27 protein-coding genes are annotated in these 25,809 nt (G+C 59.3%); 12 read left to right on the top strand and 15 right to left on the bottom strand.

The window, feature by feature from the left end; all coding sequences use genetic code 11:
• The first annotated feature begins 2 nt into the window (after positions 1 to 2).
• From RGM3321_RS06075 to hemN, 10 genes are all read left to right on the top strand, one after another.
• Positions 3 to 194: a cbb3-type cytochrome c oxidase subunit 3 gene (locus RGM3321_RS06075; RefSeq protein WP_244392039.1), complete on the top strand. Its 192-nt coding sequence runs from the start codon at positions 3 to 5 to the stop codon at positions 192 to 194.
• On the top strand, positions 191 to 1,168 hold the full coding sequence (gene ccoP / locus RGM3321_RS06070) for a cytochrome-c oxidase, cbb3-type subunit III (RefSeq protein ID WP_244392038.1): 978 nt from the start codon (positions 191 to 193) through the stop codon (positions 1,166 to 1,168). The genes RGM3321_RS06075 and ccoP overlap by 4 nt, the downstream gene beginning before the upstream one ends.
• 124 nt (positions 1,169 to 1,292) lie before the next feature.
• Positions 1,293 to 1,544, top strand: coding sequence for a type II toxin-antitoxin system prevent-host-death family antitoxin (locus RGM3321_RS06065; protein ID WP_244392037.1), 252 nt, complete (start codon positions 1,293 to 1,295; stop codon positions 1,542 to 1,544).
• On the top strand, positions 1,544 to 1,996 hold the full coding sequence (locus RGM3321_RS06060; RefSeq protein ID WP_244392036.1) for a type II toxin-antitoxin system VapC family toxin: 453 nt from the start codon (positions 1,544 to 1,546) through the stop codon (positions 1,994 to 1,996). The genes RGM3321_RS06065 and RGM3321_RS06060 overlap by 1 nt, the downstream gene beginning before the upstream one ends.
• Positions 1,997 to 2,060: 64 nt before the next feature.
• Positions 2,061 to 3,473, top strand: a complete 1,413-nt coding sequence (gene ccoG, locus RGM3321_RS06055; RefSeq protein ID WP_244392035.1) for a cytochrome c oxidase accessory protein CcoG — start codon at positions 2,061 to 2,063, stop codon at positions 3,471 to 3,473.
• A 10-nt stretch (positions 3,474 to 3,483) separates the two neighbouring features.
• A complete protein-coding gene (locus RGM3321_RS06050) occupies positions 3,484 to 4,020 on the top strand; it encodes a FixH family protein (RefSeq protein ID WP_244392034.1) in 537 nt (178 codons plus the stop codon).
• 2 nt (positions 4,021 to 4,022) lie between these two features.
• Positions 4,023 to 6,497 (top strand): heavy metal translocating P-type ATPase, encoded by a 2,475-nt coding sequence (locus RGM3321_RS06045; RefSeq protein WP_244392033.1) that lies wholly within the window; start codon positions 4,023 to 4,025, stop codon positions 6,495 to 6,497.
• Positions 6,476 to 6,679, top strand: coding sequence for a cbb3-type cytochrome oxidase assembly protein CcoS (ccoS, locus tag RGM3321_RS06040; protein WP_058402109.1), 204 nt, complete (start codon positions 6,476 to 6,478; stop codon positions 6,677 to 6,679). Before RGM3321_RS06045 ends, ccoS begins: the two co-directional genes overlap by 22 nt.
• Positions 6,672 to 7,355: a sulfite exporter TauE/SafE family protein gene (locus tag RGM3321_RS06035; protein ID WP_244392032.1), complete on the top strand. Its 684-nt coding sequence runs from the start codon at positions 6,672 to 6,674 to the stop codon at positions 7,353 to 7,355. Before ccoS ends, RGM3321_RS06035 begins: the two co-directional genes overlap by 8 nt.
• Positions 7,356 to 7,451: 96 nt before the next feature.
• Positions 7,452 to 8,834 carry an oxygen-independent coproporphyrinogen III oxidase gene (hemN, locus tag RGM3321_RS06030; protein ID WP_244392031.1) on the top strand — a complete coding sequence of 461 codons (1,383 nt, stop codon included), beginning with the start codon at positions 7,452 to 7,454 and terminating at the stop codon, positions 8,832 to 8,834.
• Positions 8,835 to 8,848: 14 nt separating this feature from the next.
• Here the strand turns inward: hemN and RGM3321_RS06025 are convergent, their stop codons facing one another.
• Positions 8,849 to 9,319, bottom strand: a complete 471-nt coding sequence (locus RGM3321_RS06025; protein ID WP_244392030.1) for a chemotaxis protein — start codon at positions 9,317 to 9,319, stop codon at positions 8,849 to 8,851.
• Positions 9,320 to 9,471: 152 nt separating this feature from the next.
• Here RGM3321_RS06025 and fnr point away from each other — a divergent pair, with 152 nt between their 5' ends.
• Together fnr and RGM3321_RS06015 are read left to right on the top strand one after the other, a co-directional pair.
• Positions 9,472 to 10,206 (top strand): fumarate/nitrate reduction transcriptional regulator Fnr, encoded by a 735-nt coding sequence (fnr, locus tag RGM3321_RS06020; RefSeq protein ID WP_244392028.1) that lies wholly within the window; start codon positions 9,472 to 9,474, stop codon positions 10,204 to 10,206.
• Between the two features lie 61 nt (positions 10,207 to 10,267).
• Entirely contained in the window at positions 10,268 to 10,816 is a 549-nt protein-coding gene (locus RGM3321_RS06015) for an adenine phosphoribosyltransferase (RefSeq protein WP_122280570.1), read from the top strand.
• A gap of 493 nt (positions 10,817 to 11,309) precedes the next feature.
• Here RGM3321_RS06015 and RGM3321_RS06010 read toward each other — a convergent pair whose 3' ends face one another.
• The 14 genes from RGM3321_RS06010 to flhA form a co-directional block, all read right to left on the bottom strand.
• Positions 11,310 to 11,711: a DUF2802 domain-containing protein gene (locus tag RGM3321_RS06010; RefSeq protein WP_004644274.1), complete on the bottom strand. Its 402-nt coding sequence runs from the start codon at positions 11,709 to 11,711 to the stop codon at positions 11,310 to 11,312.
• Positions 11,712 to 12,191 (bottom strand): chemotaxis protein CheW, encoded by a 480-nt coding sequence (locus RGM3321_RS06005; protein ID WP_002554262.1) that lies wholly within the window; start codon positions 12,189 to 12,191, stop codon positions 11,712 to 11,714.
• 57 nt (positions 12,192 to 12,248) lie between these two features.
• The gene (locus RGM3321_RS06000) at positions 12,249 to 13,136 is read right to left on the bottom strand and encodes a CheW domain-containing protein (protein ID WP_244392026.1); all 888 of its coding nucleotides are present in this window, start codon (positions 13,134 to 13,136) and stop codon (positions 12,249 to 12,251) included.
• Positions 13,137 to 13,211: 75 nt separating this feature from the next.
• A complete protein-coding gene (locus RGM3321_RS05995; RefSeq protein ID WP_057403002.1) occupies positions 13,212 to 14,000 on the bottom strand; it encodes a ParA family protein in 789 nt (262 codons plus the stop codon).
• A gap of 44 nt (positions 14,001 to 14,044) precedes the next feature.
• Positions 14,045 to 14,932: a flagellar motor protein MotD gene (gene motD, locus RGM3321_RS05990; RefSeq protein WP_244392024.1), complete on the bottom strand. Its 888-nt coding sequence runs from the start codon at positions 14,930 to 14,932 to the stop codon at positions 14,045 to 14,047.
• Between the two features lie 6 nt (positions 14,933 to 14,938).
• Positions 14,939 to 15,679, bottom strand: coding sequence for a flagellar motor protein (locus RGM3321_RS05985; RefSeq protein WP_054987607.1), 741 nt, complete (start codon positions 15,677 to 15,679; stop codon positions 14,939 to 14,941).
• Positions 15,679 to 16,839 (bottom strand): chemotaxis response regulator protein-glutamate methylesterase, encoded by a 1,161-nt coding sequence (locus tag RGM3321_RS05980; protein WP_244392022.1) that lies wholly within the window; start codon positions 16,837 to 16,839, stop codon positions 15,679 to 15,681. Before RGM3321_RS05980 ends, RGM3321_RS05985 begins: the two co-directional genes overlap by 1 nt.
• A 50-nt stretch (positions 16,840 to 16,889) precedes the next feature.
• Positions 16,890 to 19,172, bottom strand: coding sequence for a chemotaxis protein CheA (locus RGM3321_RS05975; protein WP_244392020.1), 2,283 nt, complete (start codon positions 19,170 to 19,172; stop codon positions 16,890 to 16,892).
• A gap of 33 nt (positions 19,173 to 19,205) precedes the next feature.
• Positions 19,206 to 19,991 carry a protein phosphatase CheZ gene (locus tag RGM3321_RS05970; protein WP_244392018.1) on the bottom strand — a complete coding sequence of 262 codons (786 nt, stop codon included), beginning with the start codon at positions 19,989 to 19,991 and terminating at the stop codon, positions 19,206 to 19,208.
• A 19-nt stretch (positions 19,992 to 20,010) separates the two neighbouring features.
• On the bottom strand, positions 20,011 to 20,385 hold the full coding sequence (locus tag RGM3321_RS05965) for a chemotaxis response regulator CheY (RefSeq protein WP_244392016.1): 375 nt from the start codon (positions 20,383 to 20,385) through the stop codon (positions 20,011 to 20,013).
• A gap of 252 nt (positions 20,386 to 20,637) precedes the next feature.
• A complete protein-coding gene (gene fliA / locus RGM3321_RS05960; RefSeq protein ID WP_002554271.1) occupies positions 20,638 to 21,378 on the bottom strand; it encodes an RNA polymerase sigma factor FliA in 741 nt (246 codons plus the stop codon).
• Positions 21,375 to 22,208, bottom strand: coding sequence for a flagellar synthesis regulator FleN (gene fleN / locus RGM3321_RS05955; RefSeq protein WP_003412391.1), 834 nt, complete (start codon positions 22,206 to 22,208; stop codon positions 21,375 to 21,377). Before fleN ends, fliA begins: the two co-directional genes overlap by 4 nt.
• A gap of 115 nt (positions 22,209 to 22,323) precedes the next feature.
• Positions 22,324 to 23,652, bottom strand: a complete 1,329-nt coding sequence (flhF, locus tag RGM3321_RS05950; RefSeq protein ID WP_002554273.1) for a flagellar biosynthesis protein FlhF — start codon at positions 23,650 to 23,652, stop codon at positions 22,324 to 22,326.
• Positions 23,653 to 23,663: 11 nt separating this feature from the next.
• Positions 23,664 to 25,793: a flagellar biosynthesis protein FlhA gene (flhA, locus tag RGM3321_RS05945; RefSeq protein ID WP_244392014.1), complete on the bottom strand. Its 2,130-nt coding sequence runs from the start codon at positions 25,791 to 25,793 to the stop codon at positions 23,664 to 23,666.
• Positions 25,794 to 25,809: the final 16 nt, after the last annotated feature.

The raw sequence follows: 25,809 nt of genomic DNA, 5'->3' as shown, positions 1-25,809 counted from the left end.
TGATGGACATCGGAATGATTCGAGGCCTTGGCACACTGGTCGTAATGGTGGCGTTCATCGGCCTGATGCTGTGGGTGTTCAGCCCTGCCCGCAAGGCACACTTCGACGATGCGACCCTGCTGCCTTTCGCGGATGACCCCGAGGCCATCGGCAAGGTCGAAACTGCCAGGGCTGAACGGGAAGGCCGGTCATGAGTACGTTCTGGAGCCTGTACGTCGCGGTCCTGACGCTGGGCACAATCATCGCCATGCTCTGGCTGCTGCTGTCCACGCGCAAAGGTCAGCCCGACGAACCGACAGATGAAACCGTCGGCCATACGTTCGACGGTATCGAGGAGTACGACAACCCACTGCCCAGATGGTGGTTCTATCTATTCGTAGCGACCATCGTCTTTGCGCTGGGCTATCTAGTCCTGTACCCGGGCCTGGGCAACTGGCAGGGTTTGCTGCCGGGTTACGACTATCGGGACAAGGACAGCAAGACGCAATTCTCCGACGGCCAGCAAGGCTGGAGCAGTGTCCACGAATGGGAACGGCAAGTGGCTGTTGCCGAAGCACGCTACGGCCCGCTGTTCGCCAAATACGCCGCCATGCCCGTCGAGGAGGTAGCCAAAGACCCGCAGGCGCTGAAAATCGGTGCTCGCCTGTTTGCCTCCAACTGCTCGGTCTGCCACGGCTCTGACGCGAAAGGCGCCTACGGCTTCCCCAACCTGACCGATGCCGACTGGCGCTGGGGCGGCGACGCTCAGGCGATCAAGACGTCGATCATGGCCGGGCGCATGGGCGTGATGCCCGCCCTGGGCGAAGTGCTGGGCGAACAGGGTGTGCGTGATGTATCGGCCTACGTGCTGACTCAACTGGACGCCCGGCAGTTACCCGAAGGTGCCAAAGCTGACCCGGTCGCGGGACAGAAGACCTTCGCGACACTCTGCGTTGCCTGTCATGGGCCCGAAGGCAAAGGAATGCCGATTCTTGGCGCGCCGGACCTGACGCACCCCAACGCGTTTATCTACGGCTCCAGCTTCGCTCAGTTGCAGCAGACCATTCGTGATGGCCGCCAGGGCCAGATGCCCGCTCAGCAGGCACTGCAAGGCAATGACCGGGTTCACATTCTGGCTGCCTATGTGTACAGCCTGTCCCGCCAGGAGAAGCCACCTGAATCCAGATGACGCGGCTCGATTAGCCCATGGTTGTTGCATTCTGTAAGAACAAATTCGTTGTAGTTACATCTCTACATGACTAGACTCCTTCACGACCACGATAATCTGTCTACTCATTCTGGAAGTCGCGCACATGACCACTACCCTCTCCAGCCGTGAATTCAATCAGGACACCAGCGGGGCCAAGAAGGCCGCGAATGAAGGCCCGGTATTCATTACCGACCGAGGTCGCCCGGCCCATGTGCTGCTTTGCATCGAGGATTACCTGAAGCTGACCGGCAGCGCCGCAAGCATCGCCGACATGCTGATAATGCCCAGTGACATCGATATCGAGTTCGAACCTCAGCGCGCCGTGATCACTCCACGACAGGTTGATCTGTCCTGATGTTCCTGCTCGACACCAACGTGGTTTCAGAGCTCAGAAAGCGCACTGCAGACGCCAACGTGCTTCGCTGGTCGCGAACACAGATGGCCTCCAGCCTGTTCATCTCGTCCATCACGATTCTTGAGCTCGAAACAGGTATCCTGCGTATCGAACGCTGCGACCCGGTACAGGGCGCAGTATTGCGAATGTGGCTTGACCAGCATGTATTGAAAGCGTTCGCCGGACGTATCCTGACAGTCGACACTCAGGTCGCAAGGCGCTGCGCCCAACTGCATGTTCCCGACCCGCGCAGCGAATGCGATGCGTTAATTGCGGCTACTGCGCTGGTGCATGGCATGACCGTTGTCACACGCAACACAATCGACTTTCAGTCGTGCGGGGTCGCGCTGCTCAACCCTTGGGTCAGCCAGTTGAATGAAGAAGCGGCCGTTTACTCACGTGCGTCACGTTGAACGCGGATGTAAACCTGTCTGACCTGTATCGGCCCGGGCCACTCCACCGCCGCTGGACCCATCAATGAGCAACCAGATTCCAGTACACGACATCACACCGCCATCCGAAAAAAGCGGCGAATTCATCGACCTCTATGCCTCGCGCGAGAAAATCCACACCCGCGCGTTCAAAGGTCTGTTTCGCAATGTGCGCATGCTGGGCGGTGCCGTGTTGCTGCTTATCTTTTTTGGCACGGTCTGGCTCAATAAAGGTGGGCACCAGGCGGTCTGGTGGGACCTGCCGCAACGCAAGTTCTACATCTTCGGAGCAACGTTCTGGCCGCAGGATTTCATCCTGTTGTCCGGCATTCTGATCGTTGCAGCCTTCGGGCTGTTCTTCATCACGGTCTATGCCGGACGGGTATGGTGCGGCTACACCTGCCCGCAAAGCGTCTGGACCTGGATGTTCATGTGGTGCGAGAAAGTCACCGAGGGCGACCGCAACCAGCGCATCAGGCTTGACCATACACCGATGAGCACTGGCAAACTGGCGCGCAAGCTCGCCAAGCACAGCCTGTGGTTGCTGATCGGCTTTGCCACGGGCATAACCTTCGTGGGTTACTTCTCTCCCATTCGCGACTTGTGCATTGATCTGTTCACGGGCGAAGCGGATGGCTGGGCGTATTTCTGGGTCGGCTTCTTCACCCTGGCCACTTACCTCAATGCAGGCTGGCTGCGCGAGCAGGTGTGCATCTATATGTGCCCCTACGCGCGGTTCCAGAGCGTGATGTTCGACAAGGACACGCTGATCATCTCCTACGACCCGAATCGTGGCGAAACCCGCGGGCCGCGTAAAAAGGAAGCCGATCACCGTGCTCAGGGCCTTGGCTACTGCATCGACTGCACGATGTGCGTTCAGGTCTGCCCGACCGGCATCGACATTCGCCACGGCCTGCAGGTCGAATGCATAGGCTGCGCGGCCTGTGTCGATGCCTGCGATACAGTCATGGACAAGATGGATTACCCTCGCGGACTGATTCGCTACACCACCGAGCATAATCTTTCCGGGCAGCGCACCCGCACCTTGCGTCCACGCCTGATCGCTTATGCACTGGTTCTGCTGCTGATGATCGGGCTACTGACCGCAGCCTTCTGCATGCGCACCCTGGTGGGTCTCGATGTCAGCAAGGACCGCATGCTGTTCCGGGAAAACGCCGAAGGCCGTATAGAAAACGTCTACACAGTGAAAGTGATGAACAAGGATCAGATGGATCATGATTACGTGCTGGAGGCCAGCGGCCTGCCCGACCTGAAGCTGCAGGGCCGTCGGGAAATCAGCGTCCCGGCAGGCGAGATCGTCAGCCTGCCAGTGGAGCTCTCCAGCGCGCCGGAAAAACTCCCGGCGCACAGCAACGAAGTCACCTTTACCCTCAAGGACATCGGCAGCGACACACGTGTCGACACCAAAAGCCGTTTCATCGGCCCGCCCCTTCGTTAAGAGCACCGTCATGCCCGTTGCGACTGCTGCAAGCCCTTGGTACATACACCTCTGGCCATGGATCATCATCGCCATTCTGACCTGCTCGGTGACGTTGAGCCTGTCGATGGTGTTCATCGCAGTGACCAACCCCGACCCACTGGTCACCGATAACTACTACGAAGCCGGCAAGGGCATCAATCGCTCGCTGAATCGGGAAATGCTTGCGCAAAACCTCAAACTGCACGCCCGTGTGCATCTGGACGAGTTGACCGGCGAAGTCGTGTTACACCTGAGTGGCAACAGCACGCCGGAGCGTCTGGAGTTGAACCTCATTTCCCCGACGCGCCCCGACAGTGATCGCCGCGTGTTCCTGACCCGCAGTCCGTCCGAACCGAGCCGCTATATCGGGCAGTTGCAGGACCGGGTCGAGGGTCGGCGCTTTGTGGAGCTGCTGGGTGTCGAAGGCGACCAGACCTGGCGTCTGTTCGAAGAAGAACAGGTCGGCGCTGCTGACCTGACCCTGGGCGACGAACCCCTGCAAGCCGCGCAACGCCGGAAAGACTGAACATGGCAACGTTGCCCCCAGCCACACCAATGTGCTGTTACCACTGCGGACTACCCGTTCCAGTCGATGACCGTTTCACGGCGGTTGTGCTCGGTGAGTCCCGAGAGCTTTGCTGCCCCGGCTGTCAGGCGGTGGCCGAGACCATCGTCGCCAGCGGTCTGGAAAGCTACTACCGCCATCGCAGCGAGGCCTCGGCCAACCCGGAAAGCCTGCCCACGCAATTGATCGATGAGCTGGCACTCTACGACCGCCCTGAAGTACAGGCACCGTTCGTGCGCCACGACGGCGATTTGTCAGAAGCCACTTTGCTTGTCGAGGGCATCAGTTGCGCAGCCTGCGGCTGGTTGATCGAAAAACGCCTGAGCCGCTTGCCCGCAGTGGCCGAAGCGCGCATGAACCTCTCCACCCATCGCCTGCACGTACGCTGGCGCGGCGACCAGCTTGCCCTCAGTCAGTTGCTGAGCGAACTGCACGCAATTGGTTATGTCGCTCACCCCTGGCAGGCCGATCGCGCCGCCGAACGTCTGGCAAGAGAAAACCGTCTGGCGTTGCGGCAACTGGGCGTCGCTGGCCTGCTGTGGTTTCAGGCAATGATGGCAACCATGGCGACCTGGCCGGAGTTCAACATCGACCTCAGCCCGCAGATGCACACTATCCTGCGCTGGGTGGCGCTGTTTCTGACCACTCCGATCGTGTTCTACAGTTGCGCACCGTTCTTCCGCGGCGCATTACGCGACCTGCGCAGCCGTCAACTGACGATGGACGTCTCGGTGTCGCTGGCAATAGGCGCGACGTATGTCGCCGGCATCTGGACTGCGGTCACCGGCGCTGGCGAATTGTATTTTGATGCGGTGGGCATGTTTGCATTATTCCTGCTGGCCGGACGCTACCTGGAGCGCCGTGCCCGCGAGCGCACGGCGGCAGCCACGGCGCAGCTGGTCAACCTGCTGCCCGCCTCATGCCTGCGCCTCGGTGACGATGGCCAGAGCCAGCGCATCATGCTCAGCGAGCTGCGTTTGACTGATCGTGTATTAGTGCGCCCCGGTGCGGTGATACCGGCTGACGGCAGGATCCTCGAAGGTCATTCCAGCATCGATGAGTCCCTGCTGACCGGCGAGTACCTGCCACAAACGCGCGGCGCGGGCGACGCTGTCACCGCAGGAACGTTGAATGTCGAGAGTCCGCTGACCATTGCAGTGTCGGCGCTGGGTCAGGAAACCCGTCTTTCGGCCATTGTCCGCCTGCTCGAACGCGCCCAGGCGCAGAAACCCCGTCTCGCGCAGATCGCCGACCGGGCTGCACAGACCTTTCTGCTGTTTTCGCTGATTGCGGCTGCACTGATCGGTGTTGTCTGGTGGCAAATCGACGCATCCCGCGCTTTCTGGATTGTCCTGGCAATGCTCGTTGCCACCTGCCCCTGCGCGCTGTCGCTGGCGACACCGACCGCGTTGACAGCAGCCACCGGCACGCTGCACAAGCTTGGTCTATTGCTGACCCGAGGTCATGTGCTGGAGGGCCTGAATCAGATCGACACAGTCATCTTCGACAAGACCGGCACCCTGACCGAGGGACGTCTGGCGCTGCGCAGCATTCACCCGCTACGCGAACTGGACGCCGACCGCTGCCTGGAGCTGGCGGCTGCATTGGAAAACCGTTCCGAGCACCCCATTGCCCGCGCCTTTGGTCGAGCGTCAAGGGCTGCCGAAGAGGTGCGCAGCACACCAGGACTGGGGCTGGAAGGACGGGTTGACGGGAAACTGCTGCGCATTGGCCAGGCGGCGTTTGTCTGTGCGCCGAACGGCACTGAACCGCCGGTGATCACCGATGAGTCCGGCCAGTGGCTATTGCTGGGCGATGCGCAAGGGCCGCTGGCCTGGCTGGTACTCGACGATCGACTGCGCGACGATGCCGACACCTTGTTGCAAGCCTGCAAGGCGCGAGGTTGGAAAACGCTGCTGCTGTCCGGAGACAGCTCTCCGATGGTCGTCAGTGTCGCGCAGGCGCTGGGGATAGACGAAGCGCGTGGCGGCCTGCGCCCGGACGACAAGCTGGAGGTGCTGCGACAACTTCAGGCCCAGGGACGCAAGGTGCTGATGATCGGTGACGGGGTGAATGACGTCCCGGTCATGGCCGCTGCCGACATCAGTGTGGCAATGGGCTCGGCCACCGACCTTGCAAAAACCAACGCTGACGCCGTGCTGCTGTGCAACCGTTTGCCGGTGCTGATCGACGCACTGAATCTGGCCCGACGCACGCGCAGGGTCATTATCGAAAATCTGCTCTGGGCCGGCCTGTACAATGGCCTCATGCTGCCATTCGCGGCACTGGGCTGGATCACCCCGGTATGGGCGGCCATCGGCATGTCGCTCAGTTCATTGACCGTAGTGCTCAACGCCTTGCGCCTGCCCCGTATGCCGCGCCGCGCCCTGATGTCACAACCTGCCCCGGAGGTTTCATGCCCGCGCTTTACATCATGATCCCTGCTGCGCTGCTGCTGGTGGGTGTCGCGATCTACGTGTTCTTCTGGGCGGTGGACAGCGGCCAGTACGACGATATGGAAGGCCCGGCGCACAGCATATTATTCGATGATCCGCCGCCGGTGGATCATGCCCGGTCAGAACCGCAACGGCCTGGCGCTGACGAGAAACACGATGTTTGAACTTGCTTCGATGCTGCTCTCGGCGCTCCTTCTCGGGCTGCTGGGCGGCGGTCATTGCCTGGGGATGTGTGGCGGCCTGATGGGAGCGCTGACACTGGCCATTCCCAAGGAGCAGCGCAGCCGTCGATTCCGGCTGCTGCTGGCCTATAACCTTGGGCGCATTCTCAGTTACACGGTTGCTGGCCTGGGTTCCGGACTGGTCGGCTGGGCAGTCGCGCAAAGCCCGCTGGCAACGGGTCTGCGGGTCATCGCCGCGGTGTTACTGATCGTAATGGGGCTGTATCTGGCCGGCTGGTGGAGCGGGCTGACGCATATCGAGCGCCTGGGCCGAGGCCTGTGGCGATACCTGCAACCGCTGGCCAGTCGCTTACTGCCGGTGTCCAGCCTGCCCCGCGCCTTGTTGCTCGGCGCGCTGTGGGGCTGGCTGCCGTGCGGGCTGGTTTACAGCGCCCTGCTCTGGGCCGCCAGCCAGGGTAATCCTCTCCACAGCGCCCTGCTGATGCTGGCCTTCGGGCTGGGCACCTGGCCCGTTCTGCTGGCCACCGGACTTGCCGCCGAGCGCACCACTGCCCTGCTGCGCCAGCGGGGTGTTCGCATGGCCGGAGGGTTGCTGGTGATCGTGTTTGGTCTCTGGACCTTGCCGGGGCCGCATCAGCATTGGCTGATGCGGCACTGAGGCCGGGCAGCTCATCCCGCTTGATCCACGTCAACGCCCGGCCTTGAGCGCTTGCGTATGCTCGCGACATCGCCAGCCTGACCGGGAAACGTGCGCATGCTTGACGCCATTCGTTGGGATTCAGACCTGATCCATCGCTACGATGTGGCAGGACCGCGCTATACGTCCTATCCGACAGCAGTGCAACTTCACACACAGGTAGGCGCATTCGACCTGTTGCATGCACTGCGGGAAAGCCGCAAGGCGTTGCGCCCGCTGTCGCTTTATGTGCATCTGCCCTTCTGCGCGAACATTTGTTACTACTGTGCCTGCAACAAGGTCATCACCAAGGACCGCGGACGCGCCCAGGCTTACCTGCAGCGGCTCGAACACGAAATACAGATGCTCGCCTGCCATCTGGCACCCGGTCAGGTGGTGGAGCAACTGCACTTGGGTGGCGGCACGCCGACCTTCCTGAGTCATGATGAACTGCGCCGGTTGATGGCGCAGCTGCGCGCGCATTTCAACTTTCTCGAGGATGACTCCGGCGACTATGGCATCGAGATTGACCCTCGCGAAGCGGACTGGTCGACCATGGGCCTGCTGCGCGAGCTGGGTTTCAACCGGGTCAGCCTTGGCGTGCAGGACCTGGACCCGACCGTGCAACGGGCGATAAACCGCATGCAGAGCCTGGAGGAAACCCGCGCCATCGTCGAAGCCGCCCGCACGCTGCAGTTTCGTTCTGTAAATATCGACCTGATCTACGGCCTTCCCAGACAAACCCCGCAAGCGTTCAGCCGCACAGTGGATGAAATCATCGAATTACAGCCCGACCGGCTGTCTGTGTTCAACTACGCCCACCTGCCGGAACGCTTCATGCCGCAGCGGCGCATTGACACGGCCGAACTACCGGATGCCCGGAGCAAACTGCTCATGCTCGAGCGCACCGTCGAGCAACTGGGCAGCGCCGGTTATCGCTACATCGGCATGGACCATTTCGCGCTGCCCGACGATGAGCTGGCCATCGCCCAGGAAGATCTGACCCTGCAACGCAATTTTCAGGGCTACACCACGCATGGTCATTGTGATCTGATCGGGCTGGGCGTCTCGGCCATCAGCCAGATCGGCGGGCTGTACAGTCAGAACAGCAGCGACCTGAGCGACTATCAAAGGCTGCTGGACAGCGACCAGCCAGCAACCAGACGAGGGCTGATGTGCAGCGCTGACGACCGGATCAGACGCGCAGTCATTCAGCAGTTGATCTGCCACTTCATGCTGGATTTCGCCGAGATTGAAAAAACATTTTCCATCGATTTCAGAGACTATTTCAGCGATGCGTGGCCACAACTGCTTGGCATGGCAGAGGACGGGCTGATTGCGTTGAGCGATGCAGGGATTGAAGTCAGACCGGCAGGCCGGCTACTGGTGCGCGCAGTGTGCATGGTATTCGATGCGTACCTGCCCCGGCAGAACAGACAGCAGTTCTCCCGGGTGATATGACCAGGGGCCTGGTTCTACATTTTGGCCAGAACCAGCATGCCCGCCTTGATCTTGTCGGCGTCGCTGGAGTTCAGGCTGTTCATCAGCGTCGACAAATCGGCCGTGGAATTGCTCACCTGCGCCTGCAATGTGGTGAGCACGGTCTGTAGCGCCGCGACCTTGGTGCGGCGCTCCTCGGGACTCAGACTCGGGTCCTTCAGAGCCTTCTGGATCTGCTCCATGGTTTCCGCGATCCTGCGCTGAAGCTCGCGAATCGCCTTGAGGATCTTCTGCACGGAAGACGGCAGGCCGCTCTGCTCGATATCGGCGTTTCTGGAAGACGACGCAGCGGCAGCCTTGCCCGCTGACGATAGATTGACCTCTACACCCTTTGCCTCACCTGCAGGCGTCTCGACGCTGCTTTCGCTGGTCTGGCTGCTATACGTAATCTGCGAGGTCGCAGTACGTATCGTAATACTGTTGATCAACGGAAGTGTCGTTGACATGCCAAGGCATCCTGGTTCATCCAAGGGAATACAGGCTTATCGGCAGCCGTTCTGGAACCTTGATGGTGCAGAAGTCTTTGCAGGCTGGCCCCGACAAGCAAGGGTGAGTTACCCTTACGGCTTATGTGTGTTTTCCCACAAGGAATTAAGTGATGTCCGAGCCAGTAAAGTTGCGCGCTCAAAGTCAGGCTCACTGCAAGGATTGCAGTCTCGCTCCACTCTGCCTGCCCCTCTCGTTGAATACGGAAGACATGGACTGCCTTGACCAGATCGTCAAACGGGGCCGTCCGCTGAAAAAAGGCGAATTTCTATTCCGCCAGGGAGATACCTTTGAGTCGGTCTACGCAGTACGTTCCGGTGCGCTGAAGACCTTCAACATCAGTGACAACGGCGAAGAACAACTCACCGGCTTTCATCTGCCCAGCGAACTGGTCGGAATGTCAGGCATGGACGCCCAGGCTTATCCGGTCTCGGCGCAGGCACTGGAAACCACTTCAGTGTGCGAAATTCCATTTGAACGCCTGGACGAGTTGTCGGTGCAGTTGCCGCAGCTGCGTCGCCAGTTGATGCGCGTCATGAGCCGCGAGATCCGCGAAGATCAGCAAATGATGCTGTTGCTGTCAAAGAAGACCGCCGATGAGCGTATTGCCACGTTTCTGATCAATCTGTCTGCGCGCTTTCGAGCCAGAGGCTTCTCGGCCAATCAGTTTCGTCTGAGCATGTCGCGCAACGAAATCGGTAATCATCTGGGCCTGGCCGTCGAGACGGTGTCGCGGGTATTCACCCGGTTCCAGCAAAATCAGCTGATTGCTGCAGAAGGCAAAGAGATTCATATCCTCGCCCCGATCGAGCTGTGCGCGCTGGCGGGCGGCGCGATGCAAAGCTGATACGTGCGATCTGTGGCGGGTCGGCTTAAACTATCGGCCAAACCTGCCATGGATCCACCTGATGACTTTCGATCAATCGAACTTCAAGTCCCTTATACGCCCGGTCGTAGACTTCCCCAAACCGGGCGTGGTGTTTCGCGACATCACTCCCCTCTTTCAGTCGCCCAAGGCTACCCGTCAGGTAATCGATAGCTTCGTGCAGCGCTATATAGAGGCCGATTTCAGCCATATCGGCGTCATGGACGCGCGTGGTTTTCTGATTGGTTCGGTGGTGGCGTACCAACTGAACAAGCCGCTGGTGCTGTTTCGCAAACAAGGCAAATTGCCTGCCGACGTACTCTCCGAGGCCTATCAGACCGAATACGGCGAAGCGTATCTGGAAGTGCATGCCGACAGTTTGTGCGAAGGTGACTCAGTCATCATGTTCGATGACCTGATCGCGACGGGAGGCACGCTGATCGCCGCCGCCAACCTCATCCGCCGCATGGGCGCCGAGGTACATGAAGCCGCTGCGATCATCGACCTGCCGGAACTGGGCGGCTCGCAACGCCTGCGCGATCTGAAGATCCCGACGTTCTGCCTGACCGAGTTTGCGCTGGACGAGCAGTAAGACGGGCGCTGACCGTGGCTCCGCTTTGCACGGCGGTTCTGCGATGTCAGATGGATTGGGGTTCGACTCAAGTCATTTTTTCGCCCCTCGGCGAGTTACTTTGATGAGGCCAAAGTAACCAAAGCCTTTCGCTCCTGTTTCCGGCCCGACTTCGTCGGGTTCCTTCGCCCTGTCACTGATCCGGGGGTAGCCTGGCGTGCTGCCAGGCTACCCCCGGATCAGCGCCAGGACTCAGCCGTCACTTACGTCGCACTCTGCGTCGTCAGTACCATCGCGATAAAAAAGCATTGTATGGCAGCATTAACAGGTAAGGCATGATGTTCTGCCGCACCGGAAATTTGCAACGCCAAGCGTTAAGAAGAGCATGCCAATGCAGAGTGATTGGCACGAGAGTTACAAGACTCTCGTTGCGCACACTCCAGCATGGGAATGCAGTTCTGGACGCGCTGCGTCCGACCTTGAATGGGCAGCGCACGCGTGTACCGAAGAGAAACTAGCTCGCAGTATTGCTGTGCAGTTTGGTCATCAGTTGCGCTTCGGCCTGGGTCAGGCCGCAGGACTGGGTCAGCTCATCGATGCTGGCACCCATGCCGACCAGGCGTGCAGCCTGGGCAAAGGACAGCGTGGAGGGATCGCGCTGTTCCAGTGCAGTGAGCTTGTCCGGCAACGGCGCAACAATGGCACGCAGCTCGTGTAACGCTTCGCCCATGCGCACCGTGCCGTTCTGGTAGTTGTCCAGGCGCCTGGCCAACTCCTTGATCCGCTGATCACGCAAGGCAGCCGCCTCATCACGCTCGGCGTCGAGCTTGCGCTGACGCCTGGTATGGGCCAGGAACATAAACAGGGTGACTACCCAGAGAATGCCCAGGAAGACGACAGCTACCTCAAAGATCAATCAGATGCTCTCCAGTTCGGACCACTCTTCTTCGGACATCATTTTGTCCAGTTCAACCAGAATCAACAGTTCGCCGTTCTTGTTGCAAACGCCCTGAATGAATTTGGCCGACTCATCGTTACCCACGTTTGGCGCGGTTTCGACTTCAGACTGACGCAAGTAAACCACTTCAGCCACGCTGTCGACCAGAATCCCGACCACTTGCTTGTCGGCTTCGATGATCACGATACGCGTATTGTCGCTGACTTCAACCGGAGCCAGGCCAAAGCGCTGACGGGTGTCGATCACGGTGACAACGTTACCGCGCAGGTTGATGATGCCCAGTACGTAGCTTGGCGCACCCGGGACCGGGGCGATTTCAGTGTAGCGCAGCACTTCCTGCACCTGCATCACGTTGATGCCGTAGGACTCGTTGTCCAGGCGGAACGTAACCCATTGCAGGATAGGATCTTCGGAACCTTGTGCAGACGACTTATTCATAACCCCAACCCCTCACGTGTGTTCTTTTCAGGTGATGCCACTGGCATCGACCCATGATTATTTCGACTTGTTCAACTGCTTGACCGCGCCACTGGCTATCAGCTCGGCCAACTCTGCAACATCCAGCAACGCGCACATGTGCTCGATAACCGTGCCCGCCAGCCATGGACGCTGACCTCGCTGCGTGCGCCATTTGATCTCGTTCGGATCAAGACGCAACGAACGGCTGACTTGATGAACCGCCAGTCCCCACTCGTATCCCTGCACCGAAATCACGTACTGCAATCCCTGGCGAAAATCGTCGCGGTAGCGATCAGGCATGATCCAGCGCGCGGTATCCAACACTTTCAGGTTGCCCGCCTGGCAAGGCAGGATCCCGAGAAACCAGTCCGGCTGACCAAACAGTGGCGTCAGCTCCTGCCCTGCCAGCGGGTAAATCGACCCCAGGCATACCAGCGGCACTGCCAGCGTCAACCCGGCCACGTCGAACAACAGGCATTCGAACGGCTCGGCGGCCCATGCAGGGCGACCATCGCTGGTCGGCGGCGGCGTCGGCGTGCGCTGGGTCACCAGTGTGCTCAACTCGGCGACCGGCTCGACCAGCTCAACGGTCGACACCGCCTCTTCAACCTTTACCACTTCGGCAACAATCACCGGAGCGACTTCAATCACGGGCGCAGGCGCTGCGACCTTTACTGCTACAGCCACCGGAGCCGGCGCGGCCACCGCAACCGCCAACGGTTTGATCTGCGCTTGCATCCGCGCATCAGAGGCCTGCTCTTCGAGCACAGCCGCCTGAAATTCATCAATGCTGCTGACAGGCTCTTCAAGCACTTCAGTCGCGTCGTACAGCAATGCGTCCAGATAGGACTGCAACGCCAGTTTGGGTCGTGTTGCTACTTCTACAGGGCGGTTCATACCGGGGCCCAACAAAAAATGGAGCATGTGCAACCTGATAGAGTTATCGGCCGCATTGAGGCATCACTTGAGCAAACTGTGTAGAAAGAATGGACGTTCACGTCAGGCCACCTGAGCATTGAGCTGCTCGGCGAGCATATGCTTGAGCAATGCCCGATAAGCAATCACACCGCGACTCTTGCTGTCATTCTGCGACGGCGTAAGCCCCAGACGGCTGGCATCGCGCAGCCGCGTGTCGACCGGCACGTAGGCTTGCCAGACGTGCTCGGGAAAACTGTCGCGCAACAATTTCAAGGTGCCCATCGACGCCTGGGTACGACGGTCGAACAAGGTCGGCACGATGGTGTAAGGCAATGGCACCTTGCGCGAACGGTTGATCATGGTCAGGGTATTGACCATACGCTCCAGGCCTTTCACGGCCAGAAACTCTGTCTGTACCGGTATCGCCAACTGCTGGCTGGCCGCCAACGCATTGACCATAAGAACGCCCAGCAACGGCGGACTGTCGATCAGCGCATAGTCAAAATCCTGCCACAACTGCGCCAGACTTTTAGCAATCACCAGGCCCAGGCCGCTCTGGCCAGGGGATTGACGCTCCAGTGTGGCCAGCGCCGTGCTGGAGGGTATCAGCGAGATACGCTGGTCACTGGTCGGCAACAGCAATTGGCCCGGAAGACCCTCCGGCACCGCACCCTTGTGGAGAAACAGATCGAAGGCACTGTGTTCCAGTTCGTCCGGGTTATGCCCGAAATAGCTGGTCATGGAGCCGTGGGGGTCCAGATCGACCACGACCACACGCTTGCCCGCATCGGCCAGCAAGCCGGCCAGGGCGATGGTCGTGGTGGTCTTTCCGACTCCACCTTTCTGGTTGGCTACTGCCCAGACTCTCATTGATGTTTTTCCTTGCGTACAGCAACGACCATACCGATACGATGTTAGGGGGCAGGTGACGGAGAATTGACGGCGTTCGCGCGTACCGGCGGCTTTGCTGGCACCGGTGCAGTTTGTGTGCCAGCACGCCTCAGTGCAGCATCCGGCTGCACATTGGCCGACCCTGAGCTGGTCAGGCTGCGACGTACATCCAGATTTCGCGAGATGACCAGCACTACGCGGCGGTTCTTGGCACGCCCAGCGGCGGTGGTGTTGGGCGCAATCGGCTGAAACTCACCATAGCCCACAGAGGCCAGCCGCGCCGGATTGACTCCGTCCATCGCCAGCATGCGCACAATGCTGGCAGACCGAGCCGAAGACAGTTCCCAGTTGGTCGGAAACTGCGCCGTGCTGATCGGCTGGTCGTCAGTGAAGCCTTCAACGTGTATCGGGTTGTCAAAGCGTTTGACGATTCCAGAGACCTTTTCAATGATCGTGAAGGCCTGATCACTAGGAATGGCGTCGCCGCTGACGAACAACAGACTGGAATTGAGTTCGATCTCGATCCATAACTCGTTGCCGCGCACCGTCATCTGGTCGGACTTGATCAGGTCGCCAAACGCATCGCGCACATCCTGAGCGATGGTCTGCAGCGGATCATCAGAAGCCTGACCAATGCCGGCATCGGTCTGTTCGCTGTCCTTGACCAACGGCTCGGCGGGCTTGACCGAGACCGGGCGCTGCTCACCGATAGGGATCGGCTTCATGGTCCGCTCGGTATCGTTGAACACGCCAACCAATGCCTGGGACAGAATCTTGTATTTGCCTTCGTTGACCGAGGAAATCGAGTACATCACCACGAAAAAAGCGAACAACAGGGTAATGAAGTCGGCGTACGACACCAGCCAGCGTTCATGATTTTCGTGTTCTTCGGCCTGACGTCGGCGAGCCATGCACTGTTACTCCATGAAGCCTTGCAGCTTGAGTTCGATGGAGCGCGGGTTTTCACCCTCGGCGATGGACAACAGACCTTCGAGCAACATTTCGCGGTAACGCGACTGCCGGTGGGCAATGGCCTTGAGCTTGTTGGCCACTGGCAACAGGATCAGGTTAGCCGTCGCCACACCATAGATGGTGGCGACAAAAGCCACCGCAATGCCGCTGCCCAGTTGACTGGGGTCAGCCAGGTTGCCCATGACGTGAATCAGCCCCATCACCGCGCCGATGATACCCACGGTCGGCGCATAGCCGCCCATGCTTTCGAATACCTTGGCAGCCTGAATATCGCGGGTTTCCTGGGTGATGAAATCCACTTCAAGAATGCTCCGGATCGCTGCAGGTTCGGCACCATCGACCAACAGCTGCAAGCCTTTGCGGGCATAACTGTCAGGTTCGGAGTCGGCGACCGTTTCCAGACCGAGCAAGCCTTCCTTGCGGGCGGTCATGCTCCAGCCGATCACCCGGTCGACACCGCCGGGCAAATCGATGCGAGGCGGGAAAATGATCCAGCGGATGATTTTCATGGCGCGCATGAACGCGCTCATCGGTGACTGCAACAGTGAAGCACCCAGAGTGCCGCCCAGTACGATCAGGGCTGCCGGGCCATTGAGCAATGCACCTAGGTGTCCGCCTTCAAGAAAGTTGCCGCCAATGATTGCGACAAACGCCAGGATCAGACCGATAAGACTCAGTACATCCATCAGAGACAGGCCTCCACCAAGTGTCGGCCTATGTCATCCAGACTGTAGATCGCATCTGCAAGCTCAGCCTTGACGATTGCCATCGGCATGCCGTAAATGACGCAGCTCGCTTCGTCCTGCGCCCATACGGTACTGCCCGCCTGTTTGAGCAGGCGGGCGCCTTCACGGCCATCGGCACCCATGCCGGTCAATACCACCGACAGCACCTTGTCGCTGTAGGACTTGGCGGCAGAGCCAAAGGTGATGTCTACGCAGGGTTTGTAATTCAGGCGCTCGTCACCCGGCAGAATCTTCACCGTACCGCGCGCATCCACCATCATCTGCTTGCCGCCCGGCGCCAGCAACGCCAGACCAGGCCGCAGAACGTCGCCGTCCTCTGCTTCCTTGACGCTGATCTTGCACAGCTTGTCGAGACGCTCGGCAAAGGCCTTGGTGAAGGCCGCAGGCATGTGTTGAATCAGCACCAGCGGTGCCGGAAAGCTGGCCGGCAGCTGGGTAAGTACCCGTTGCAGCGCAACCGGGCCGCCGGTGGAGGTGCCGATGGCCACCAGTTTGTAAGCCTTGCGCTTGGGCGTGCCTGAGGTAGTCGGGTGCGCCGGTGCATGGTGAGCATGAGCCGCAGGTGCCGTGGCAGGCGCTGCTGTGCGCGTCGGCACAGCACGGGCTGGCGCGGCGGCGGGCGCAGGCGTCCGGCTGGACAGCGTCGGCGCTGCCGGAGCAGCCGATGCAGCGCTGGCCGCACCAAAACCGCTTGAACGGCGATTACTGCGTGAAATACTGTTGATTTTCTCGCACAGCAGTTGTTTGACCTTCTGCGGGTTGCGCGAGATATCTTCGAAATTCTTGGGCAGGAAATCCACCGCACCGGCGTCCAGAGCATCCAGAGTCACGCGCGCACCTTCGTGCGTCAGCGACGAGAACATCAATACCGGGGTGGGGATACGCTGCATGATATGGCGAACTGCCGTAATGCCATCCATCATCGGCATTTCGTAGTCCATGGTGATGACATCAGGTTTGAGCGCCAGCGCCTGCTCAATCGCTTCCTTGCCGTTGGTGGCGGTGCCGACCACTACAATGTTGGGGTCCGAAGAAAGAATTTCCGTAACACGGCGGCGGAAAAAACCGGAATCATCCACCACCAGGACCTTGACTGCCATAAACACTCCAATAGGCGCTGCAGGCAGCCAGGCTGCCCGCACCCCCGGGTTCAGATACGCCGTGCGGCGTAACGCTTGAGCATGCTGGGTACATCGAGAATCAAGGCGATGCGACCGTCACCGGTGATGGTGGCGCCCGACATGCCTGGCGTACCTTGCAGCATCTTGCCCAGCGGTTTGATAACCACTTCTTCCTGGCCGACCAGTTGATCGACAACGAAGCCGATGCGCTGGGTGCCGACCGTCAGGATCACGACGTGCCCTTCTAGCTGCTCTTCATGAGCCGCCGAACTGACCAGCCAGCGCTTGAGGTAGAACAGCGGCAAGGCCTTGTCACGTACGATCACCACTTCCTGACCGTCAACCACATTGGTAGTGGACAGGTTCAGGTGGAAGATTTCGTTGACGTTGACCAACGGGAAGGCAAAAGCCTGGTTGCCCAGCATCACCATCAGCGTCGGCATGATCGCCAGAGTCAGCGGGACCTTGATGACGATCTTCGAACCCTGGCCCTTGGTCGAGTAGATGTTGATCGAGCCGTTGAGCTGGGAGATCTTGGTTTTAACCACGTCCATGCCCACACCGCGACCCGATACATCGGAAATCTCGGTCTTGGTCGAGAAGCCCGGTGCAAAGATAAGGTTGTAGCAATCGGTGTCACTCAACCGATCGGCTGCGTCCTTGTCCATGACACCGCGCTTGACCGCAATGGAGCGCAGCACGTTAGGATCCATGCCCTTGCCGTCATCGGAAATCGACAGCAGGATATGGTCGCCCTCCTGCTCTGCCGAAAGGATGACCCGACCGCCACGAGACTTGCCCGTGGCTTCGCGCTCTTCCGGCGTTTCGATACCGTGGTCGACCGCGTTGCGCACCAAGTGGACCAGCGGGTCGGCAAGCGCCTCTACAAGGTTCTTGTCGAGGTCAGTCTCTTCACCGACCAGCTCCAGGTTGATCTCTTTCTTGAGCTGGCGAGCCAGGTCACGAACCAGACGCGGGAAGCGGCCAAAGACTTTCTTGATTGGCTGCATGCGGGTTTTCATCACCGCAGTCTGCAGGTCGGCGGTGACCACATCCAGGTTGGAAACCGCCTTGGACATGGCTTCATCGCCGCTGTTGAGACCCAGACGAACCAGGCGGTTACGTACCAGCACCAGCTCGCCGACCATGTTCATGATCTCGTCCAGTCGGGCGGTATCCACACGAACCGTGGTTTCGGCTTCAGTCGCAACCGGCTTTTCACCGGTGGGCGCAGGAGCACGTGCAGGCGCTGGAGCAGGCTTGGCGGGCTCAACCTTCGCAGCAGGCGCAGGCGCCGCAGCGGGCTTGGCAGCCGGTGGCGGAGCAGCAGCTACGGCGGCTGCCGGAGCAGGTGCCTTGGCAACGACCGCATCAGGCTTGAACTTGCCTTTACCATGCAGTTCGTCGAGCAGATTTTCGAATTCGTGATCGGTAATTTCGTCCGATGCCGCTGCAGCAGAAGGTGCCTTGGCAGCAACGGCCACAGGTGCAGCAGCAGCCGGAGCGGCTATGGCGCCGTCAAACGAGCCTTTGCCATGCAGTTGATCAAGCAAGGCTTCGAATTCGTCGTCGGTGATTTCATCGCCGGCAGGCGCTCCACGACTGCTCTGTGCCGCAGGCGCAGGGGCTGGAGCGGCTACTGCATCGGCCGCAAACTTGCCCTTGCCATGCAACTGATCAAGCAGGGATTCAAATTCCTGATCGGTAATTTCATCGCCAGCTGGCGCGACCGCAGGTGCCGAAGCCGGTGCCGCTGCTGGTGCCGCAGACACCGGACTTGCGCCGTGCAGCGAATCGAGCAGCTGCTCGAACTCATCATCGGTGATGTCATCGCCGGCCGCTTGCTCGGCAACCGCAACCGGAGCGGCGGCTTCAACCACCGGCTCGGGCTCAGGTTCGGGCGCTGCGACTTCGTCGGCAGATTGTGGCTCGGCCAATCGCGACAGCGCAGCCAGCAGCTCTGGCGTCGCCGCAGTTACGTCAGTCCGTTCACGTACCTGACCGAACATGCTGTTGACGGTGTCCAGAGCTTCCAGGACCACATCCATCAGTTCGGAATCAACGCGACGTTCACCCTTGCGAAGGATGTCGAACACGTTTTCGGCGATGTGGCAGCACTCCACCAGCTCATGGAGCTGGAGGAAGCCGGCGCCCCCTTTTACAGTGTGAAAACCGCGAAAAATTGCATTGAGCAGATCAGCATCATCCGGTCGGCTTTCCAGCTCGACCAATTGCTCTGACAACTGCTCCAGAATTTCGCCGGCCTCTACCAGAAAATCCTGAAGGATTTCTTCATCGGCGCCGAAGCTCATGGGGTGCTCCCTAAAATTAACCGTCAACAGATCTTAGAAGCCGAGGCTCGATAGCAGATCGTCTACATCATCCTGTCCGGATACGACGTCTTCACGTTTATCGGCATGAATCTGCGGACCTTCACCCTTGGCGAGATGTTTTTTAGGATCTTTTTCAGCAAGGATGGATTGTTCGTCATGTTCGATGCCGGCGAAGCGATCGACATGGCTGGCCATGAGCACCAGCTTGAGCAAATTACCCTCTACTTCGGTCACCAGTTGCGTGACGCGCTTGATCACCTGACCGGTGAGGTCCTGGTAATCCTGAGCAAGCAAAATATCGTTGAGATGCCCGGAAACCCTATCGGCCTCCTGCTCGGTACGCGTCAGAAAACCATCGACGCGCTTGGCCAGTTCACGAAACTCTTCGGCACCGATTTCGCGACGCATGAAGCGTCCCCAGTCTTCGCTCAACGCCTTGGCGTCGGAACTCAGACCATTCATGAGCGGCGTGCTTTCCTCGACCAGATCCATCGTACGGTTGGCCGCGTTCTCGGTCAGCCTGACGACGTAGGACAGACGCTCGGTCGCGTCCGTGATCTGCGACACCTCTTCGGCCTGAGGCATATGCGGATCAATGTGGAAATTGACGATTGCACTGTGCAGCTCACGAGTCAGCTTGCCCACTTCCTGATAAAGGCCGCGGTCGCGTGTCTGGTTGAGTTCATGGATCAGCTGCACAGCGTCACCGAAGCGGCCCTTTTCAAGGCTGGTGACGAGTTCCTGCGCGTGTCTCTTTAAGGTCGACTCAAAGTCGGCCATTGAATCATTGTTATCCATAGCGCCCTCGCGGCATGCATCAGCTATTGACGCGTTCAAAGATCTTTTCGATCTTCTCTTTCAGCGCTTGAGCCGTGAACGGCTTGACTACATAACCGTTCACCCCGGCCTGGGCAGCTTCAATGATCTGCTCACGCTTCGCTTCGGCAGTAACCATCAGTACAGGAAGGCTCTTGAGACGCTCGTCCGCACGGACCTGACGCAACAAGTCGATACCGGTCATGCCAGGCATGTTCCAGTCCGTCACCAGAAAGTCAAAGGCACCGCTGTGCAGCATCGGCAATGCGGTCAGACCGTCATCCGCTTCAGATGTGTTGGTAAACCCCAGATCACGCAACAGATTCTTGATGATCCGCCGCATCGTTGAGAAGTCATCAACGATGAGGATTTTCATGTTCTTGTCCAATTCGACCTCCAAGCAGTCTTTAACGCGTTCAGCACCTGAACACGCTGTTCACTCAATACTGGCACAGCACACCCCCAGCTATACGAAACGACGACGGGCTTGGCACAACGACAGTCAAGACTGCGACTAAAGCCCATCGAGACATTGCCCGACAGGCCCTTGCCTGGTCTATCCTGCTACCACGTAACGCTTTGCACAGCCGGCATGCAGACAACGCACGACAAACGTCGCGCACTGCCGTCAACGCGCTCGCCACTCCCCCAAACGCCCCCGCAAACGAGCTGCGCACTGGCTGTGTAACTGACTGACCCGAGATTCGCTGACCCCAAGAACCTCTCCGATTTCCTTGAGGTTCAGCTCTTCGTCGTAGTACAGCGCCAACACCAGACGCTCACGCTCTGGCAAATTAGCAATTGCATCGGCCAACGCTGCCTGGAAGCGCTCGTCTTCCAGGTCGCGCGACGGCTCAAGCGAACCGCTTGCGCCATCCTCATGCAGCCCTTCGTGATCGCCGTCCTGAAGCAGGTCGTCGAAACTGAAGAGGCGGCTGCCCAAGGTGTCATTCAAAATCCCGTAATAATCATCAAGACTCAACTGGAGTTCGGCCGCAACCTCGTGATCTTTAGCGTCACGGCCGGTTTTAGCTTCAATTGCACGAATTGCGTCACTGACCATTCGGGTATTGCGGTGCACTGAGCGTGGTGCCCAGTCGCCCTTGCGCACTTCGTCCAGCATCGCACCACGAATGCGAATGCCGGCGTAGGTCTCGAAACTCGCACCTTTGGTTGAATCATATTTGGTGGAGACTTCAAGCAGACCGATCATGCCGGCCTGGATCAGATCCTCGACCTGCACGCTGGCCGGCAAGCGCGCCAGCAGATGATAAGCGATACGCTTGACCAATGGCGCATAACGCTCGATCAACTCGTATTGCGAATTACGGGAAGCCTTGCTGTACATCTGGTAGCCGCTCGCAGTCATTGCACAGGCCCTGCACTGGTCTGGTGAACGAGTCGCTCAACGAAGAACTCGAGATGACCCCGCGGATTGGCTGGCAACGGCCAGGTGTCAACCTTCTGGGCAATGGCCTTGAACGCCAGCGCACATTTGGATCGCGGGAATGCTTCGTAGACGGCGCGCTGTTTCTGTACGGCCTTGCGCACGCACTCGTCGTACGGCACGGCACCTACATACTGCAGCGCGACATCAAGAAAACGGTCCGTCACTTTGGTGAGTTTGGCGAACAGATTGCGCCCTTCCTGCGGGCTCTGCGCCATGTTGGCCAGCACCCGGAAGCGGTTCATGCCATAGTCGCGGTTGAGCAGTTTGATCAGGGCGTAGGCATCGGTGATCGACGTGGGCTCGTCGCACACCACCAGCAACACTTCCTGAGCGGCGCGCACGAAGCTGACCACCGATTCGCCGATACCGGCAGCCGTGTCAATCACCAGCACATCAAGGTTGTCGCCAATCTCGCTGAACGCCTGGATCAGACCCGCATGCTGGGCCGGGGACAGATGCACCATGCTCTGGGTGCCAGAGGCGGCAGGCACGATACGCACCCCACCCGGCCCCTGCAACAGGACGTCGCGCAACTCGCAACGGCCCTCTATCACATCGGCAAGTGTACGTTTAGGCGTCAGCCCAAGCAGAACGTCGACATTGGCCAGACCCAGATCGGCGTCCAGCAGCATGACGCGACGGCCAAGCTCGGCAAGGGCCAGTGAAAGATTCACTGACACGTTAGTCTTACCGACGCCACCTTTGCCACCGGTCACCGCGATAACCTGTACGGGATGCATGCTGCCCATGTTATTTCTTTACCTTGTCTTGCGTAGACCGAAACCACATCGAGGGCTGCACGTTCGCAAATGAACACCACATGGCAGACCGTTGACGCAGGGACATTCCAATAATATCCATCACTTAACCCACTCTCTTGCCAGGGGTGTGATAGAGGTCAGCAAACATATCAGCCATTGCTTCCTCGCTCGGCTCATCCTGCATCTGCACACTCACCGCACGGCTCACCAGTTGATGACGACGCGGGGTGTGCAGGTCGTCAGGAATACGAGGTCCGTCCGTGAGGTAGGCCACAGGTAATTCATGACTGATCGCCAGGCTCAGGACTTCGCCCAGGCTGGCTGTTTCATCAAGCTTGGTCAGAATGCATCCGGCCAGGCCACAACGTTTGTAACTGTGATAGGCAGCGGTCAGTACCTGCTTCTGGCTGGTGGTCGCCAGTACCAGGTAGTTACGCGACTTGATGCCACGCCCTGCCAGGCTTTCCAGTTGCATGCGCAGCGCAGGATCGCTGGCTTGCAGCCCGGCGGTGTCGATCAGCACAACGCGCTTGCGCAGCAGCGGCTCCAGTGCCTGAACCAGCGACTGGCCAGGATCGACATGGGTGACCGGCACGTTGAGGATGCGCCCAAGGGTCTTGAGCTGCTCCTGTGCGCCGATGCGGAAACTGTCCATGCTCACCAGTGCGATATTCTGCGGACCGTACTTCAACACGTAACGTGCCGCCAGTTTGGCCAGCGTGGTGGTCTTGCCCATACCGGCAGGCCCGACCATGGCGATGACGCCACCCTCTTCGAGCGGCTCGATGTCCGGCACGGCAATCATGCGCGCCAAATGGGCCAGCAGCATGCGCCAGGCCTGACGAGGCTCGTCAATCTCCGGGATCATCGACAGCAGATCGCGCGACAGCGGGCCGGACAAACCGACACGTTGCAGGCGGCGCCACAGATTGGCCTGCTGCGGACGACTGCCCTGCAACTGGTTCCAGGCCAGGGAGCCAAGCTGAACTTCCAGCAGCTCGCGCAGGCCGTTCAATTCGGAGCGCATCGAATCATAGGCGCGCTGGCCGACAGCAGGCTCTGCGGGCGCAGGCGGCGTGTACGCGAATGGGCGCGGCGGCTCTTCAAGCGTCGGCTCGATGTGCGTATCGACAGCGCTGACCGGTTTGCCGGAAAACAGCTGAAGATTGATCGAAGCGTCGCTGTCGCTGCGGTTGTTCAATTCAGCCTGAGCGGAGACGATGCGCGACTGGGTCTTGCGCAGCTCGTCTTCAAGCTCCATGTTCGGCACACGCGGTGCCAGGGCGGACAGCTTGTAATCCAGAGCGGCAGTCAGCTCTACGCCACCGGCAATGCGCCGGTTACCGATGATGGCCGCCTCGGCGCCCAGCTCATCGCGAACCAGTTTCATGGCTTGACGCATATCGGCGGCGAAAAATCGCTTAACTTGCATGACTCACTACCTCAGCCGTTCGGCCCGACAGTCGCTACGATGGTTACTTGCTTGTTGTCCGGAATTTCCTGATACGCCAGAACATGCATGTTCGGTACAGCCAATCGTCCAAATCGTGACAGCATCGCCCGGACAGGCCCTGCTACCAGAAGAATTACCGGCACCCCTTGCATCTCCTGACGCTGGGCGGCCTCAATCAACGAACGCTGGAGCTTCTCAGCCATGCTTGGCTCAAGAAGAACGCCTTCTTCCTGACCCTGACCAGCCTTCTGCAAACTATTGAGCAATATCTGTTCCAACCTTGGTTCCAGAGTGATAACAGGCAGCTCCGGCTCAACACCTACGATGCTTTGGACGATTGCGCGGCTCAGACCTACCCGCACGGCAGCCACCAAAGCGGCGGTATCTTGACTCTTGCCGACGTTATTGGCGATAGCTTCTGCAATGCTGCGAATATCACGCACAGGTACATGCTCAGCCAGAAGCGCTTGCAGCACGTTGAGCAACGAGGACAGGGACAGCACACCAGGGACCAGCTCTTCAGCCAGTTTGGGCGAGCTTTTGGCCAGCAATTGCATCAACTGCTGGACTTCTTCGTGACCAATCAGCTCATGAGAGTGCTTGTAGAGAATCTGGTTCAAGTGGGTTGCCACCACAGTACTGGCGTCCACCACGGTATAACCCAGCGACTGCGCCTGGCTGCGCTGGCTGATTTCGATCCAAACGGCCTCCAGACCAAACGCCGGGTCTCTGGCGGTGATGCCGTTCAGGGTGCCAAACACTTGACCGGGGTTGATCGCCAGCTCGCGATCCGGATAAATCTCGGCCTCGGCCAGGATCACGCCCATCAGCGTCAGACGGTAGGCGCTGGGTGCCAGATCAAGGTTGTCACGGATGTGTACGGTCGGCATCAGGAAGCCCAGCTCTTGCGACAGCTTCTTGCGCACGCCTTTGATACGCGCCAGCAGTTGACCACCCTGATTGCGGTCCACCAGCGGAATCAGGCGATAACCCACTTCCAGGCCGATGATGTCGATAGGGGTAACGTCATCCCAACCCAGTTCCTTGGCGTCCTGAACACGGGTCGGCGAAGGCAGCAGGTCCTGTTGGCGTTGCACTTCGGCCAGCGCCTCGACTTTCACCTGGTTCTCTTTCTTCCAGAGCAGATACGCACCACCTGCAGCCACCAGGCCGAGGCTGATGAAGGAGAAGTGCGGCATGCCCGGCACCAGTCCCATTACGATCATGATCGCAGCGGAAACTGCCAGTGCCTTGGGCGAGGCGAACATCTGACGATTGATCAGCTTGCCCATCTCTTCCGAACCGGAAGCGCGGGTCACCATGATCGCTGCGGCAGTGGACAGAAGCAGTGATGGCAATTGCGCCACCAAACCGTCACCGATGGTCAGCAGGGTGTAAACGCGACCTGCATCGGCGAACGTCATGTTGTGTTGCAGAATACCGACCAGCATGCCGCCGATCAGGTTGATGAACAGAATCAGCAAACCGGCAATCGCATCGCCACGCACGAATTTGCTGGCACCGTCCATGGAACCGTAGAACTCGGCTTCCTGAGCGACTTCAGCACGGCGGCGCTTGGCTTCCGGCTGATCGATGAGACCGGCGTTGAGGTCGGCGTCGATTGCCATCTGTTTGCCTGGCATCGCGTCGAGGGTGAAACGCGCGCTGACCTCGGAAATACGGCCGGCACCTTTGGTGATTACCACGAAGTTGATGATCATCAGAATCGCGAACACCACGATACCGACGACATAGTTACCACCGATCACCACCTCACCGAAGGCCTGAATCACCTTGCCCGCAGCAGCGTGACCGTCCTGACCGTGAAGCATGACCACTCGCGTGGAAGCGACGTTCAGCGCCAGGCGCAACAGCGTGGCGACCAGCAGAATGGTTGGAAACACCGAGAAGTCCAGCGGCCGCAGAGCGTAAACACACACCAGCAACACGACGATGGACAGTGCAATGTTGAACGTGAAGAACACGTCCAGCAGGAACGGCGGCATAGGCAACATCATCATTGCCATCATGACCAGCAACAACAGCGGAACGCCCAACTGACCACGGCCCAGGCCAGTGATATTGCTGCGTGCGCTACTGAATATCTGAGAACGATCCACTGATTGTTTACCTGCG

It is taken from the genome of Pseudomonas sp. RGM 3321, from assembly GCF_022836805.1.
Taxonomy (GTDB): Bacteria; Pseudomonadota; Gammaproteobacteria; order Pseudomonadales; family Pseudomonadaceae; genus Aquipseudomonas.
Note: the sequence above shows the minus strand (reverse complement) of the source record. Positions and strands in the feature narration are given on the sequence as shown.

What these genes read in the sequence shown, in the direction of transcription:
- RGM3321_RS06075 (WP_244392039.1), top strand. Translation starts at nt 3, where the DNA reads ATGGACATCGGAATGATTCGAGGCCTTGGCACACTGGTCGTAATGGTG.
- ccoP (WP_244392038.1), top strand. Translation starts at nt 191, where the DNA reads ATGAGTACGTTCTGGAGCCTGTACGTCGCGGTCCTGACGCTGGGCACA.
- RGM3321_RS06065 (WP_244392037.1), top strand. Translation starts at nt 1,293, where the DNA reads ATGACCACTACCCTCTCCAGCCGTGAATTCAATCAGGACACCAGCGGG.
- RGM3321_RS06060 (WP_244392036.1), top strand. Translation starts at nt 1,544, where the DNA reads ATGTTCCTGCTCGACACCAACGTGGTTTCAGAGCTCAGAAAGCGCACT.
- ccoG (WP_244392035.1), top strand. Translation starts at nt 2,061, where the DNA reads ATGAGCAACCAGATTCCAGTACACGACATCACACCGCCATCCGAAAAA.
- RGM3321_RS06050 (WP_244392034.1), top strand. Translation starts at nt 3,484, where the DNA reads ATGCCCGTTGCGACTGCTGCAAGCCCTTGGTACATACACCTCTGGCCA.
- RGM3321_RS06045 (WP_244392033.1), top strand. Translation starts at nt 4,023, where the DNA reads ATGGCAACGTTGCCCCCAGCCACACCAATGTGCTGTTACCACTGCGGA.
- ccoS (WP_058402109.1), top strand. Translation starts at nt 6,476, where the DNA reads ATGCCCGCGCTTTACATCATGATCCCTGCTGCGCTGCTGCTGGTGGGT.
- RGM3321_RS06035 (WP_244392032.1), top strand. Translation starts at nt 6,672, where the DNA reads ATGTTTGAACTTGCTTCGATGCTGCTCTCGGCGCTCCTTCTCGGGCTG.
- hemN (WP_244392031.1), top strand. Translation starts at nt 7,452, where the DNA reads ATGCTTGACGCCATTCGTTGGGATTCAGACCTGATCCATCGCTACGAT.
- RGM3321_RS06025 (WP_244392030.1), bottom strand. Translation starts at nt 9,319, where the DNA reads ATGTCAACGACACTTCCGTTGATCAACAGTATTACGATACGTACTGCG.
- fnr (WP_244392028.1), top strand. Translation starts at nt 9,472, where the DNA reads ATGTCCGAGCCAGTAAAGTTGCGCGCTCAAAGTCAGGCTCACTGCAAG.
- RGM3321_RS06015 (WP_122280570.1), top strand. Translation starts at nt 10,268, where the DNA reads ATGACTTTCGATCAATCGAACTTCAAGTCCCTTATACGCCCGGTCGTA.
- RGM3321_RS06005 (WP_002554262.1), bottom strand. Translation starts at nt 12,191, where the DNA reads ATGAATAAGTCGTCTGCACAAGGTTCCGAAGATCCTATCCTGCAATGG.
- RGM3321_RS06000 (WP_244392026.1), bottom strand. Translation starts at nt 13,136, where the DNA reads ATGCTCCATTTTTTGTTGGGCCCCGGTATGAACCGCCCTGTAGAAGTA.
- RGM3321_RS05995 (WP_057403002.1), bottom strand. Translation starts at nt 14,000, where the DNA reads ATGAGAGTCTGGGCAGTAGCCAACCAGAAAGGTGGAGTCGGAAAGACC.
- motD (WP_244392024.1), bottom strand. Translation starts at nt 14,932, where the DNA reads ATGGCTCGCCGACGTCAGGCCGAAGAACACGAAAATCATGAACGCTGG.
- RGM3321_RS05985 (WP_054987607.1), bottom strand. Translation starts at nt 15,679, where the DNA reads ATGGATGTACTGAGTCTTATCGGTCTGATCCTGGCGTTTGTCGCAATC.
- RGM3321_RS05980 (WP_244392022.1), bottom strand. Translation starts at nt 16,839, where the DNA reads ATGGCAGTCAAGGTCCTGGTGGTGGATGATTCCGGTTTTTTCCGCCGC.
- RGM3321_RS05975 (WP_244392020.1), bottom strand. Translation starts at nt 19,172, where the DNA reads ATGAGCTTCGGCGCCGATGAAGAAATCCTTCAGGATTTTCTGGTAGAG.
- RGM3321_RS05970 (WP_244392018.1), bottom strand. Translation starts at nt 19,991, where the DNA reads ATGGATAACAATGATTCAATGGCCGACTTTGAGTCGACCTTAAAGAGA.
- RGM3321_RS05965 (WP_244392016.1), bottom strand. Translation starts at nt 20,385, where the DNA reads ATGAAAATCCTCATCGTTGATGACTTCTCAACGATGCGGCGGATCATC.
- fliA (WP_002554271.1), bottom strand. Translation starts at nt 21,378, where the DNA reads ATGACTGCGAGCGGCTACCAGATGTACAGCAAGGCTTCCCGTAATTCG.
- fleN (WP_003412391.1), bottom strand. Translation starts at nt 22,208, where the DNA reads ATGGGCAGCATGCATCCCGTACAGGTTATCGCGGTGACCGGTGGCAAA.
- flhF (WP_002554273.1), bottom strand. Translation starts at nt 23,652, where the DNA reads ATGCAAGTTAAGCGATTTTTCGCCGCCGATATGCGTCAAGCCATGAAA.